The organism is Corallococcus terminator, assembly GCF_003611635.1.
GTDB classification, from domain to species: domain Bacteria; phylum Myxococcota; class Myxococcia; order Myxococcales; family Myxococcaceae; genus Corallococcus; species Corallococcus terminator.
This window is the reverse complement of sequence record NZ_RAVZ01000085.1, coordinates 1-14,199: the sequence shown is the minus strand read 5'-3', so window position 1 is coordinate 14,199 and position 14,199 is coordinate 1. Positions and strand designations below refer to the sequence as shown.

At 67.8% G+C, this 14,199-nt stretch carries 8 protein-coding genes; 5 read left to right on the top strand and 3 right to left on the bottom strand.

The genetic code is table 11. The features are described 5' to 3' along the window. Positions 1-36: 36 nt before the first annotated feature. Positions 37-819, bottom strand: coding sequence for a 4'-phosphopantetheinyl transferase family protein (locus D7V88_RS14665; protein ID WP_120541267.1), 783 nt, complete (start codon positions 817-819; stop codon positions 37-39). Between the two features lie 91 nt (positions 820-910). Between D7V88_RS14665 and D7V88_RS14660 the strand changes: the two genes are divergently transcribed. Both D7V88_RS14660 and D7V88_RS14655 read left to right on the top strand, forming a co-directional pair. Then, a complete protein-coding gene (locus tag D7V88_RS14660; RefSeq protein ID WP_120541266.1) occupies positions 911-2,116 on the top strand; it encodes a phosphatase domain-containing protein in 1,206 nt (401 codons plus the stop codon). Positions 2,117-2,190: 74 nt separating this feature from the next. Beyond that, positions 2,191-2,706: a hypothetical protein gene (locus D7V88_RS14655; protein ID WP_147448742.1), complete on the top strand. Its 516-nt coding sequence runs from the start codon at positions 2,191-2,193 to the stop codon at positions 2,704-2,706. Between the two features lie 83 nt (positions 2,707-2,789). Here the strand turns inward: D7V88_RS14655 and D7V88_RS14650 are convergent, their stop codons facing one another. Next, positions 2,790-3,695 (bottom strand): LysR family transcriptional regulator, encoded by a 906-nt coding sequence (locus tag D7V88_RS14650; protein WP_120541264.1) that lies wholly within the window; start codon positions 3,693-3,695, stop codon positions 2,790-2,792. Between the two features lie 240 nt (positions 3,696-3,935). Here D7V88_RS14650 and D7V88_RS14645 point away from each other — a divergent pair, with 240 nt between their 5' ends. Both D7V88_RS14645 and D7V88_RS14640 read left to right on the top strand, forming a co-directional pair. After that, complete coding sequence (locus D7V88_RS14645) at positions 3,936-4,823, top strand: aldo/keto reductase (RefSeq protein WP_120541263.1); 888 nt, start codon at positions 3,936-3,938, stop codon at positions 4,821-4,823. A gap of 84 nt (positions 4,824-4,907) precedes the next feature. After that, the gene (locus D7V88_RS14640) at positions 4,908-6,065 is read left to right on the top strand and encodes an aldo/keto reductase (protein WP_120541262.1); all 1,158 of its coding nucleotides are present in this window, start codon (positions 4,908-4,910) and stop codon (positions 6,063-6,065) included. Positions 6,066-6,095: 30 nt separating this feature from the next. Here the strand turns inward: D7V88_RS14640 and D7V88_RS14635 are convergent, their stop codons facing one another. After that, the gene (locus D7V88_RS14635) at positions 6,096-7,580 is read right to left on the bottom strand and encodes a PQQ-dependent sugar dehydrogenase (RefSeq protein WP_147448741.1); all 1,485 of its coding nucleotides are present in this window, start codon (positions 7,578-7,580) and stop codon (positions 6,096-6,098) included. Positions 7,581-7,892: 312 nt separating this feature from the next. Between D7V88_RS14635 and D7V88_RS14630 the strand changes: the two genes are divergently transcribed. Then, entirely contained in the window at positions 7,893-14,189 is a 6,297-nt protein-coding gene (locus D7V88_RS14630) for an RHS repeat-associated core domain-containing protein (protein WP_147448740.1), read from the top strand. Positions 14,190-14,199: the final 10 nt, after the last annotated feature.

Below are 14,199 nucleotides of genomic sequence, written 5' to 3'. Positions count from 1 at the left end.
CCAATCCAGCTCCTTGCCCGTTACCCCACCACACTCCTAGACGGTCACGAAGCTCGGCGGGGAGTCCCCCGCGAGCGGCACGGTGTGCTGCCAGCGCACGGTGAGCGCGCCACCCCGGGGCCGGCGGAAGGCCACCGCCGCCTGATGGCGTTCGGACGGCTGGTGCTGCACGAACTGCCACACGTCCGGCACGTCCCCCATCCGGGGGTCGAAGGCGATGGCGGGCATCTGGCCCGGCACCAGGTCGAACGCGAACTGATCCAACGGCAGGGACAGGCCCGCGCCGCGCGCCTTGATGTACGCCTCCTTCAGGGTCCAGTACTCGAAGAAGCGCGCCCGCTGGCGCTCCTTGGGCAGGGAGCGCAGGGCCTGTACCTCCGTGCGGGCGAAGTAGTGGTCCGCGATCTCCACGGTCTCCCCCGGCCGCTGCGCGTCCTCGATGTCCGCGCCCAGGTCCACGTCACGGCCCACCGCGATGAGCGCCATGCCGTCGGTGTGGCTCAGGTTGAAGCGCAGCCACTGCCCTTCCGGGCCGACGATGGCGGGACGGCCGTACTCGTTGGGGACGAAGCGCCACGCCTCCGGCGCGACGGGCGCGTAGCGCGACAGCGTCAGACGCACCAGCGCGTGCGACACGAGGTACTGGCGCTGGTGGCGCTCGAAGTGGAAGCGCCGCTGCTTCTCACGCTCCTGCACATCCAGCAGGGGCAGGTAGGCCGCCAGGAGGCGCGGGTCGTCGATGCGCTCGGGTTCGACGAGCCAGACATGGACCTCGTCGGGCCGCAGTTCCAGGGGCTTGAAGGGGGAGGACGCCGTCATGCCCGGAAGGGAAGCAGGAACCACCGCGCATGTCACGGTGTACGCTTCGCGGACCAGGGGTCCATGCCGGGCCCGGACCGGGGGAGTTCCAGTGGATCTGTCCATCGCGACGACGAAGCTCCAGGCGCTGCGCAAGGACATGACCGGCCATACGGACCGGGACGACGAGCGCCGCATCCTGGACCTGCTGCGGGGGGCCACCGGCGAGGAGCTGAACTTCCTCCTGTCCAACGTGGACCTCGTGCGCCTGTTGTCGGACCTGGATGACCGGCTGGTGGGGCCGGACCACCACACCGAACTGCTGGACCTCTTGTGCACGCACCGCGCGCCGGAGCTGTCCCTGCCGGTGCGCGCGTCGCTGACCACCGCGCTCCAGAAGGGCGCCACGCACGCGCAGGCGGAGCGGCGGCTGCGCGACCTGTTCCTCGGGCTCAAGGGCCGGGAATTGACCGCGTTCAAGAACCTGCTCGACGCGGGCGGCGAATACCACGACCTGCCCCATCTGGTGTTCGACGACGTGGACGACCCGGCCCTGCGCGCGGAACTGCTCGCCCACTTCCAGCGCGAAGCGGAGGCCGTCCCCAGCGGTGAGAACAAGGTGCTGAGCGACATCGACGACACGTTCTTCGCCAACTGGGTGGACAAGCGCTACCCGTCCAAGACGGTGTACCCGGGCGTGCTCGCGTTCTACGAGGAGCTGGACCGGGGGCCGGGCATCATCCCGGGCCGCTCTGGCGACCTCACCTTCGTGAGCGCGCGGCCGCAGGATCCGCTGGGCCTCATCGAAAACGCCACGCTGGAGTCCCTGCGCGAGCGCGGCGTCCCGCTGGCGGTGATGCTCTCCGGCAGCTTCTTCCACCTCTTGGGCAACACGCGCATCGCGCAGAAGAAGTTCGAGAACTTCGAGCAGTACTCCCGCCTCTTCCCTGAATACGGCTTCGTCTTCGTGGGCGACAGCGGCCAGGGGGATGTGGAGTTCGGCGCCCGGATGCGCGCCACCCAACCCCAGGCGGTGCGCGCCGTGTTCATCCACGACGTGGTGGCCACGCCCGAGGCGAAGCGCGACGAATGGCGCGCCCAGCACGTCTACTTCTTCGATACCTATGTGGGCGCGGCGGTGGAGGCCTTCCACGCGGGCGTCGTGTCCCGCGACGGCGTGGACCGCATCGCCACGGCCGCGGTCGAATCCCTGGCGGCCATCACCTTTCCCACCCCGGCCCAACGACAGACACGGGAGGCGGAGCTGGCCCGCGACCTGGCCCGGGCCCGGGCGCTGCCGCGCGCCGGGTCTGTCTGAATATCAATGAACGGAGCGCGTCCACACAGGCGCCCCGATGTACTTCCTCCGGTTACGGAAAGAAGATGAACCCCATGTTCCGCACGCTTGCCCTGACGTCCGCCGCCGCCCTCTGCCTCTTCTGCGCCGCCTGCGATGGCGGGAATGACGACGACACGACGCCGGAGCTCAAGGACACGCGCTCCAACGTGTCGGGCGTCCACCCCGTCCTGCTGAGCCTCATCGTGACGGGGGTCCCCGAGGCCACCGACCCGTTCCCGGCCACGCTCGTCGTGGGCGAGGAAGCCAACTCCAAGACCGACCTGCGCTTCGCCATCACCGGCCTGGAGTGCGACCTGACCGGGGCGATGACGGGCGAGTCCACCTTCAAGGTGAACCCGGGCTCCTGCGACATGACGTTCCCGACCGAAGGTGAGCAGGGCCAGCAGGAGTCCTGCTCCGTCCAGCTCAACGTCACCCAGGGGACCGGCGGCAAGGAGGAGGGAGCGAAGATCCACGCCACCCTCACCGGCACGTACAGCATCAACTGCATCGGCACCGTGCCCTTCCCCCTCGCCCTGCCCCTGACCGTCGAAATCGTGGGCTCCTGAGCCCCTGCGTGGACACGGGACGCCGGCTCAGCCGGGCCGGGGCAGCAGCCCGGCCTTGAACCAGCGGTGGAGGCACGGCGGAGTCACATCGTCTTGGCGGCCAGTTCCTTGGCCACTTCAATGAACAGCCGCAGCGGTACCGAGCGCTGTGCGCGGCTGGGGAAGTAGAGGAAGAAGCCGGGCACGGTGGGCGCGTACTCCTTGAGCACACGCACCAGCCGCCCCGTGCGCAGCGCCTCTTTCACCGCTGGCTCGAAGGCGTAGGCCAATCCCAGTCCCTGCGCCACCAGGGCCTGCGTCAGCTCACGGTGGTTGGTGACGACACCGCCGCGCACCGGCACCCGCCAGTTCCTCTTTCCCCGCTCCAGCTCCCAGGCGTAGAGCGTCCCGCTCGAGGGGATGCGGATGGTGAAGCACTCGTGGCGCAGCAGGTCGTCGGGCTTCTGGGGCGTGCCGTGCTTCTCCAGGTACGCAGGGGCAGCCACCACGACGAAGCGGAAGGCCCCGGTGAGGCGCACCTGCACCATGTCGCGCTCAATGGCCTCGTGCAGGCGCACGCCCGCGTCGTAGCCCTCCGCGACGATGTCCACGAATCGGTTCTCGACGACGACCTCCACGTCCACCCGCGGGTGGCGCGCACGGAAGGCCGGCAGCACCGGCGTGACGACATAGGGCACGGCAATCTCCGGCACCGTCAGCTTCAGCCGCCCCACCGCCTCGCCTGGCCCAGCCGAGACCTCTTGCAGGGAGGCAAGCGCCTGACTGAGGCCTGGCCCTGCGCCCTCCAGCAGTCGACGCCCGGCATCGGTGAGCGCCATGCTGCGGGTGGTGCGGGTGAAGAGCACCACCCGCAGCTGCTCCTCGAGTTGGCGGACGGACTGGCTCACCGCCGCAGGCGTGACGCCCAGTTCCCGCGCCGCGGCGCTGAAGCTCTTGAGGCGCGCCACCACGAGGAACGTCTGAAGGTGCGGCAGGAGGTTCGTCTTCATTGAGAGGCGCCCACTTGGGCACCCGATGGGGCGCCCGCCGGTGCTCCGCGCCCCAGGCGCCGACGCTCCGACAGGGCAGCGTCTTAGCAGCGACCATTTTAAACCGTAGCTTTAAAGCCCTTTGCCCTCCGGCCCTCTAATTCCGTGCCACCCACACCGCTACATTCCTCGCGTTGGTGAGGAACCTTGAGTCGAGGCCCGCCGCCAACCGCGCAACGAACGCGCGGGGAAGACAGGACCATGAGCACGAAGAGCCCATCCATCCCCCTCAACAACGGCGTACAGATGCCGGCCCTCGGGCTTGGCGTCTTCCAGAGCCCGCCGGCCGAGACCGTGGGTGCCGTCGAGGCAGCCCTCAGGACCGGCTACCGGCTGATCGACACCGCCGCCGCGTACTTCAACGAGCGCGAAGTCGGAGAAGGCATCCGTCGCTCCGGCATCGCCCGCGACGCGGTGTTCATCGAGACGAAGGTCTGGATCAACGACTACGGCTACGAAGCAACACTGCATGCGTTCGACAAGAGCGCCCGCAAGCTCGGAGTCGAGCGGCTCGACCTCCTGCTCCTGCATCAGCCGCTGTCGTCGGCATTCGACCGCACCCTCGAAGCCTACCGGGCGCTCGAGAAGCTGCTTGCGGACGGCAGGGTGCGTGCGATTGGCGTGAGCAATTTCATGCCCGAGCACCTCGAGCGCCTGCTGAGCGCAGCGTCCGTCGTGCCCGCCGTGAACCAGATTGAAGTGCATCCGTACTTCCAGCAGACGGCACTGCAGCGCGTGCACGAGAAGCACGGGATCGCGACCCAGGCCTGGTCGCCCATCGGCGGCATCATCGCCTACGGGGGCCGCGAGAAGACCCCCTTCGACGATCCGACGCTGCTTGGGATTGCGCGCCAGTACGGCAAGTCGGCCGCCCAGGTGATGCTCCGCTGGCACCTGCAGAAGGGCCGCTCGGCGATCCCGAAGTCGGTCAAGCCCGCCCGCATCGACGAGAACTTCGACGTCTTCGACTTCGAACTCACACGCGAGCAGGTGGCCGCCATCGACGCGCTCGATACAGAGGTCCGCGGCGGACCGGACCCCGACAGCATCACCCTCGCCAATTACAGCCGCGCGATCCCCGAGGCGTAACGACCGCCGTGACGTCGCCCGGAGCTGACACGTGCGCGACGACCCGAATCCCCTGAACGCATTGCATTGAGGCAACGACTGCCTATGGCATCAGAACGCAAGAACACGATGGGACGCCGCACCTTGCTGCTGTCGGCGGGAGCCCTGGCTGCCACACCGCTCCTGGGCTGTGCGGCCTCACAGGTCTCCGCGAAGCCAGCGGCGCCGAGCAGGCTCCCTGTCCCCACTGCGCTCGGACGGCGAAGACTGGGCTCGCTGGAGGTCTCCAGCGTCGGGCTCGGCGTCCAGAACATGAGCCGCACCTACCAGACCACGGTTCCGAGCCGGCCCGAGATGCTCAACATCATCCGGACCGCCTTCGACCGGGGCGTCACCTTCTTCGATGCAGCCGAGGCGTACGGTCCTCATGAGGTCGAGCGCATTCTTGGCGAGGGCGTCGCCCCGTTCCGAGACAAGGTCGTCATCGCAACCAAGTTCGGCTGGAACATCGACCTTGAAACAGGCGAGCGCCGCCCAGGCCTCAACAGCCGCCCGGAACACATCCAGCGGGTCGTCGAGGGCATGCTCAAGCGCCTCCGCACCAACCGTATCGACCTGCTCTACCAGCATCGGGTCGACCCGGCGGTCCCCATCGAGGACGTCGCCGGGGCAATCAAGGACCTGATGGCCCAGGGCAAGGTCCTGCACTGGGGCCTGTGCGAAATGGGGCCGCAGACGCTGCGCCGCGCTCATGCCGCGCTGCCCGTGAGCGCCGTTCAAAACGAGTACTCAATGCTGTGGCGTGGCCCCGAAGCGGTCATCCTCCCGCTCTGCCAGGAGCTGGGCATCGGCTTCGTGCCATGGAGTCCGCTCGGCGTGGGGTTCCTCACGGGGGCCATCGACGCGAAGACGCGCTTTGCTCCAGGCGACATTCGCGGCATCGAGCCCCGCTTCGCTCCCGAGAACCTGCCGCACAACCTGGCCCTCATCGAACGGCTCAAGCACTGGGCGGAGCGGAAGCGTGCCACGCCCGCCCAAATCGCACTGGCCTGGCTGATGGCCCAAAAGCCCTGGGTCGTCCCCATCCCGGGGACGACCCAGATGGCGCACATGCTCGAGAATATCGGGGCGGCCGACGTGGGCTTCACGTCGGCCGAACTCGCTGAGCTGAACAGCGCCGTCTCAGCGGTCGAGATCCGCGGCGCCCGGCTCCCGGAACAAGTGCTGGTCTTCTCGGGGGTGGAGGCGCCCCCGAAGAAGTGAGGCCGGGAGAATCGAGCGCGGGGCGTCTGGTTATCGCTGGTAGCCGATTGCGATGATTCGGCCTGACGCGTCGCTGCTCACAAAGAGCTCGCCATGGGGGCCCACACCCAACCCCACCGGCCGGTGCGGCCAGCTCGCGGAGGTGTCGCCGGTGCCGTTGAACTCGAAGAACGGCTCGTAGCGAACCGGCAACCCGTTCTCGAACACCACCCGCGCCACCTCGTAGCCCTGGGCGGGCTGTCGATTCCAGGAACCGTGGAAGCTGACGAAGGCGTCGCCGACCACCTCGGGCGGGAAGGACGCGCCGTCGTAGAAGATGATGTCGAGCGGCGCAACGTGAGCGGGCATCACCAACATCGGAGGCACCACATTGTTGACGTCGCGGCACCACGCATCGGAGTGGGTGCCATCATTCATGAAGCCCGGATCCGCCCACTGCGTCCTCGGGCCCATTCCCACACCCGCCGGAAGCAGGAACTCACTGAAGCAATAGGGGTAGCCGTAGAACCGTCCCGCTTCGGCGAAGAGGTTCAGCTCTTCAGCGGGATTGTCGGTGTGAATGTCACCCCCGAGGTCGGCGCGGTTGAGATTGTCGCGCTCGTTCTCCACACCCCACAGCCGGCCCTGGCTGTCGAAACGCAGGCCCACTTCGTTCCGAAGGCCATCGGCGAACACCTCGCCGTCCGTGAAAGCCACGTTGCCTGCCTGAACCTGGGCCGCGGTGAAGCGACGAATGCGAGCGCGCGTCGAATCGCTGTCCACGTTCGCGGCTGAACCGACGCTCACGTAGAGGCGGCCTTCGGCGTCGAAGACAATCGTCCGGGTGACATGGCCGCCCGCGACGCCGCCCGAAGGGATGCCGGTCACCACTTCTTCCTGGCCGCTCAACGCTGCTCTCGTTCCGGTCGCGAACGGCCAACGCAGGACGCGCGTCGCGGAGGAGGCATAGAGATATCCGTCGCGCAGCGTGATGCCATGGTTGAGCCCGCTGACCTCGACCAGCGTCGCCCGTTCGGACGCATCCGAAACGCCGTCACCGTTCGAATCGTAGAGCGCGGTGACTCGACCCGCGCGGCGCTCGACCACCAGTACGTCTCCGTTCGGAGCGACAATCAACCCTCGCGGATCCGTAACGGTCGCCCAGGTCCATGCACAGTACCCCGCTGGCAACCTCGCATTGGCCACGTTGGCGCTCGAAGGCCCCAGGCAACTGTTCGTGAGAGAAGTCCCCGCGTCGGCAATCCCAGCATCATCGGAAGTGCCGGCATCGGTCTGACTCCCGGCATCCATCTTGACGCCGGCATCATTCTCGGTGGAGGGGTTGTCTGAACAAGCCACGAGGACAGAGGCACAGAGCGCCAGTGCCGGAATCTTGATGCCGTTGCCGAGAGGGAGGCAGAAGCGTCTTCCAGCCATGGTGTCATTGCCTTGAAGAAAGAGGGGTTTGCTGCGGCCCGTGTTCCTTGTCGCGCTCCAGTGCTTCTGACCGGGCGAGCGAGCGTCTTGCTGGAACAAAAATACACCCCGAGTCCGCGGAGCACCAACAACCAGCGCGTGAAGGGCTCTTAAACACAGGTTTAAAATGGAGTGCGCCCTGCGAGCGACACATAACCCAAGACACCGGACTCACGGCGTCACATGAAATGGGGATTGAACAAACAAATTTCAATCCAGACACTGCTTTTCGCGGGTCCTGAAGGCAAGCTGGCGCGGGCGGGGCCCTGGGTCTCACCCCGGGGACTTCCAATTATCCTGATTTTCAGTTATCAGAGCCCCCGGGGCGTCGGCAACGGCGAACGTGTAGGGCGTACCTGAGGGGGTACACACATGAAGAGGATGTCTTGGAACCCGTGGCTGGGTCTTGCCATGGGTCTTGTCACGGCGATGTGGCCGGGCCTGGTTGTGGGGCAGATCGCTCCCACCGGCGGCCACTACGGAGGGCGCGCTTCGGACACCGGCACGGAGCCGGGCAGCGTGAATGCGTCCGGAGGCTTTTCGGCCTCCATCCCGCTGGACCTTCCCAACGCACGCGGCGGCCTGCCCGTCCCGGTCTCCATCGGGTCCGGCTCCCGGGGCGTGGGCGCGGTAGGCCTGGGCTGGGACATCCCGCTCACGTACATCCGCCGGGACACCACCTTCGCGAACCGCAAGCCCAAGCACGGTTGGGGAGGCGAAGCGCCGGTGGCGATGGAGCAGGTCCTGCTGTCACTCCAGGGGCAGATGATCGACTTGGTGCCCAAGGGGACCACGTGGGTGGCGCGCACGGACGCGCCCGACCTCTTGGTCAAGCAGGAGGGCGTCGCCTGGGTGATGTACGACGGCGAGGGCCGCACCTGGACCTTCCACGAGCACTCGGACCTCACCGGGGTCGGCTTGTGGCTGCTCACCTCCATCACCGGCACCAACGGGAACCCCGTCCAGCTCGAATACGAACTCTCCACGCCCGCGCTGCCGGGGGCGACCGGGGCCAGCGGCGTCACGCTGGACCTGAGGTACGTCCGCTACAACAAGCACCCGCAGGAGGGCTGTTACAAGAACGAGCTCACCTTCACCTACGGCGCCAATGAGGCGTCCCCCCTGCGCCTGTCCATGATGGCGGACCGCGTGATGACGCGGCTGCGCACCCTGAGCACGCTCGACGTGGGGAGCCGGGCGACGTGTGCCAGCGGGCTCACGCGGCTGAGCCGCTATTCCTTCACCTACCTGCCGGACGCGGACACGAAACAGCCGCGCCTGAGCGCCGTGCAGCAGTCGGGCCGGCAGGGTACCCCGGAGGCCTCCGTCGCGCTGCCGGTCGCGAGCTTCGGCTACGGGAGCGCGACGACCGACAACAAGCTCAAGTACCAACTGACGCAGACCGTGGCGCAGCCGACCGGCGTGCACACCGGGCAGATCTCCGGCACCACCGTGAACACCCTCTACAATCCGCCGGCCGGCGGCGGAACGGGCTTCGTCACCTGGCAGAGCCTGACCGACGTGACGGGCGACGGACGGCCTGACGTCGTCTTCAAGAAGAACGACAAGCTGTGGGTGGCGCTCAACCGCCCCGCCGCGGGCGGCACCACCACGCTCGGCGCGGGGACAGGCGTCGCCCAGCTCGCGGACACCACCTTCGCGACCGGCCCCTGGGAGGTCCAGAGCGCGGCGCTCGGCCGCTTCTCCACCGATGCCACCGCCCTCAACTACAACCGGACGTGGCGACAGGCCATCGACGTGAATGGCGACGGTCGCGTGGATGTCATCGACGCCAGCAAGCAGGCCGGCAAGTGGATCGTCTACCTGAACACCCCGGGAACCGGAGCCTCCGGCATCACCTGGTTGCAGCGCACCTACAACATCAGCGCCCTCTACAGCACCCTCGCCGCCCGGGGACACCCCCTTGGCGGCAACTACCTGCCCCTCGCCAGCCGCACCAGCGGACGGGACCAGATACGCGGCGCCTGCTGGCGCTTCAACGGCGTGCGATGGATGGACTATCCCGACGGTTGGGACAACGGCTTCTGCGGTGCGCAATACGCGAACGGGCTGCTCGAAGCCGACAATGAGCAGACGTTCACCGAATGGGAGCTGAAGGACCTCAATGGCGATGGCTTTCCGGACCTGGTCTTCAACTCGTCCCGGGTCGTCCTGCAGCCCGATCCCCCGCCGGAGCCCAGGCAGGGTGACGGCGAAGGACACGCCATCAACACCAAGCGCGCCTACCACCTGCAGCCGCTCGCGGGTAACGGCAACCAGATCGAGGCCGTGATCAACGTCGCCGGCCTGGCCCTGACGGACAGCAACGAAGGCATCAATCCCTTCTCATCCCCCATCACCCTCCAGACGGGGGCCCCCTGCGGTGTCGGCCTCTGGTGGGTCGCGGAGAGCTCCCTCGATTATCAAGGAATGAGCTGCACCCTCGTCGACGTCAACGGCGATGCCCTCGTCGACCGGGTCGTGAACGGGAAGTCCGTCTCCCTGGGCACGGGCAGTGGCTTCAGCAAGGTCCAACTGACCCTGCCGTCCGTCTCGCGGCCGCCGAGCATCAGCCTCCAGAAGAGCACCCAGGAGCAGTCCTGCCTCGTCCCCAACCCGCGTCCGCCCGGCACCACGACGTTCTACGCCTCGCACGAGATGGGCATACGGGACCTCACGGGCGACGGCATCCCCGACTTCATCGAGAAGGACAGGTTCACCGACGAGTGGTTCGTCTTCGTGGGCACCGGCGCCGGGTTCGCCCCGCCCGTGAGCATCGAAGTGGATGGCTCGGTCACGGCCTTCACCCTGTCGACGGAGCTGGAGCGCTGTGACGGCTGGGAATCCCTCACGAAACGGGGGCTCTACGACCTCGACGGGGACGGCATGCCGGAGGTGGTGGGGCTCGGCAGCTCCAGCCTGTTCGTGTACCAGCTCGTCGGCGGCAGCCGGCCCGGCAAGCCCGAAGCGGGGCGACTCGTCCAGATGGACAACGGCTACGGCGCCAGGACGACGATCGGCTACCGCTCCGCGAAGGAGGACACGCTGATGGCGCACCAGGTGCCCTTCCCGGAGGTCGTCGCCACGTCGGTGGAGACCACCGGAACCCAGGGCCTGGGAGGCACGCTGGTCGCGACGCGCTACGCGTATGGCGGCGCGGAGCTCAAATACAATTCGTTGCTCCAGTCCTTCACCCTGCCCGGCTATCAGCGCTCCGTCGCCCTGCGCTCCACCGTCAAGCAGAGCCCGTACCTGAAGGCGGTCATCAATTACGAGGGCATCGCGACCCTCACGGACACCTACCCGCTGCCGGAGTTCACCGCCGCGGACGTCACCACCAAGAACGACCGCTTCAATCGCTACCTGCGGGCCGGAAAGGTGCGTGACATCACGAAGTTCAGCGCCCTCGGCACCGACCCCTGGGTGCTGCTCGGGCTCGACGTCAACACCGACTCGCGCCGGCTGGGTGCCACGCACTACGACTGGGCCTCGAAGGTCTTCGAGGAGACCCCGGGCGCCAGCACGACGGCCGCGGACTGCCTGGAGATGGTCTATCCGTACAGCTACGCCCTGTCGTTGAACGAGGCCCTGGGCTCCTCCACGGACTTCTTCACCTGCTCGGCGCACGGCTTCCTCCATGCGTCCGCCACCCGCTCGTGGCGGGGCCAGGCCGCGCCGCCGTCCACCAACAACGTGCAGAGCGCGTCGGAGGTGCGCGCCATCGATGACCAGGGGCGCATCCTCAATGTCTTCCACAAGAACGACCTCGCCCAGAGCGACGACGACATCTGTATCGAAACGCAATACGCCACGCCCACGGGCACCGGCCCCCGGATGCTCCACGCCCTGCGCTCACGGCGGTACTGGTATTGCGACAAGACTCCGTACCTGACGTACGCCTCCGAGTCCTGGACCTACGACGGCCTGGCCTCCGGCAGCGTCTCCGCGGGCCGCCCTACCTCCCACACCCGCGACCGCTACCAGACGAAGACCGGCGCCCTGCTGGGGTCGGTGCGCCTCTACGACGCCACCTACGACAGCCTCACGGGCAACGTCATCAGCGTCACCCGTCAGCGCGAGGATGGCGCCCTGCGTGTCGAGACCCTCACCCATGATGCGTTCGGGCTCATGCCGGTGTCGCAGCGCACGGATGCCACGGGACTTCCGGCCCTCATCAGCACCACCACGCGAGACCCCATCAGCCTGGATGCGCTGAGCACGCTCGACGAGAACCAGACCCGGGAGGGCACCGACTACGACGGCTTCGGCCGGCCCGTGCGCACCACCCTGACGCCCCCCGGGGGCTCGCTCGGGGTGATGTCCACGACCGCCTACCTGGGCTTCTCCGGCACGGACCCCAACGGCCGGAGGATCGTCGCCAAGGTCTTCGACGAGCCCGTCATCCCCGGCACCGAGGCCTCCGCCCCGGGCCGCACCGCGACGGCCTCCGTGGACGAGCTCGGCCGCGAGCGCCGCACCGTGCTGGAGCTGGGCGGGGACTACGCCTACGAGAAGATGATCCTCGGCGAGCGCACCTACGACAGCTTCGGCCGGGTGAAGTTCATGGCCGACCCGTACCCCACCTCGCAGGCGGCGGCGACCACCTACGGGACGACGGCCTACTTCAACGCGGACGGCACGCCGCTCTGCAACATCCAGGGCCATGGCCCCCAGACCCTCGACAGCACGACGGACGAGGCCGCCGAGCGCTACCCCACCTGCTTCACCCGCTCGTACGCGAACAACCAGGAGGTGGTGTCCGTCAGCGACGCGTCCTCCCTGCTCGCGGGCAGCGCGCAGGCGGGTGTGACGAGGACCGCCACGATGACGGCCGCCGGCCGCGTGCTGTCCCGTTCGACGCTGAAGGGCACGGCGCGGCTGGAACACGCCACCTTCACCCATGATCGCCTGGGCCACCTCACCAGCATGACCCGGTTCCTGGAGCCGGTCGCGCCGGGCAGTCCGGTGCAGTCCACCTGGACGTATGACTCCTTCGGGCAGCCCATCGAATGGAAGGATCCCGAGGGCGCCCTGCAGAGCGCGACGTACAGCCACTGGGGCGATCCCCTGGAGGTGAGCTGGATTGACACGACCCGCTCGCCCGCCGCGTACCACCGGCTGATCACCCAGTACGACGCCCTGAGCCGCCTCAAGCACCAGGAGGAGCTGACCAACGGCGTGGTGGAGCCGGAGACGGAGCACGACTACTTCTACGACGTCGGGGTGAGCGCCACGTCCCTCGTCCTGCCGACGAACGTGCTGGGGCGGCTTGCACGGACGGCGTCCCCAGCCGGCCATGTCTATTACAGCTACGACGCCCAGGGCCGGCCGAACGCGCGCACGTTCATCGACAGCACGGGCACCACCTACGTGGAGAAGATGCGCTACCGCGCGGACGGCGCGCTCGCGGAGGTGGGCTTCCATCTGCCCGACACCGACTACGAATATGAAGGCGCCACCTATCAGTACGACTCCGCGAACCGGCTGACCCAGGTGCGGTACTCGGACAAGCAGGAGCTGTACCTGGCGGAGGCGATTGATGTCTTCGGGCGCGTCCGCAAGGCCCTGCACGGAGGAGCGACCCAGTCCTACACCGTCTACGCCGACGTGGGCCGGCGGATGCTGCGCGAAGCGAGCATCGCCTCCTCGGTCGGGTCCCGGCGCATCGTCCGCCAGGGTCATGATCCGATGGGCCGTGAGAAGTCGCGGGTGGAGCTGGACAACGGCCTGGCCACGGGCGTCACGACCACGCACACCTACGACGCGCTGGGGCGGCTCGCGGGCTCGGTGCGCTCCAACAGCCTGCTGTCGCTGTCCCGGTGGGGCTTCACCTACGACGCACTCGGCAACGTCCTCACGAAGAACGACCTGACGGCCGACAAGGACGCCGCGCTCAGCTATCGCTCCACCGACCGCGATCAGCTCTGCCGCGTCGGCTACGGCAACGGGGGCCTGGGGGGCACGCTCTGCAACGTCCTCCATGATGCCCGGGGCAACGTCGTGTCCCAGCCCACGCCCGGAGGGATGCGCTCGCTGAGCTACTTCCCGTCCGGTGCCGTGCGCTCCATCTCCGACCTGAACGGTCAGGCCACGTTCCACCATGGCGCGCTGGGCACCCTGTTCGAAATCGACCTTCAGGGAGCGAACGCCGTCGACGCACGGCATGAGTGGCAGATGGGCAACCTGCTCGAGCGCCGGGACCGGGTGGTGAACGGCTCCGTGGAGTCCGTCATCACGCGCAACATCCCGGGCGCGGGCGGCATCGTCGCCAGCCGCAGGGGCCACAAGGGAGGCTGGATCTACCCGTTCGGGGAGTCGCGCGGCGGCCGTCACTTCATGGACGGCAACGGCGATTTCGTGCAACGGGTGCACTACGAGCCCTTCGGCGAAGCCAGCTCGTCCGGCACGGCGACGCCGGGCACGAGCCTCTACACGTCCGCGCAATGGAACGGCGGGGATGCGCTCGCGGCCTTCGGCCTGGCGAACCTGGGGGCTCGCATCTACGACCCTGTCCTGGGCCGGTTCCTGAGCCGGGATCCGCTCTTCCTTCCCCGCACGGCGGCCACCACGAACACCTACGCGTTCGCGATGAATGATCCGGTGAACCAGTCCGACCCGTCGGGCCCTGTCTCCTATACACATCTCCGAGCCCACGAGACCGGAGGCTAGCTCGTATTCC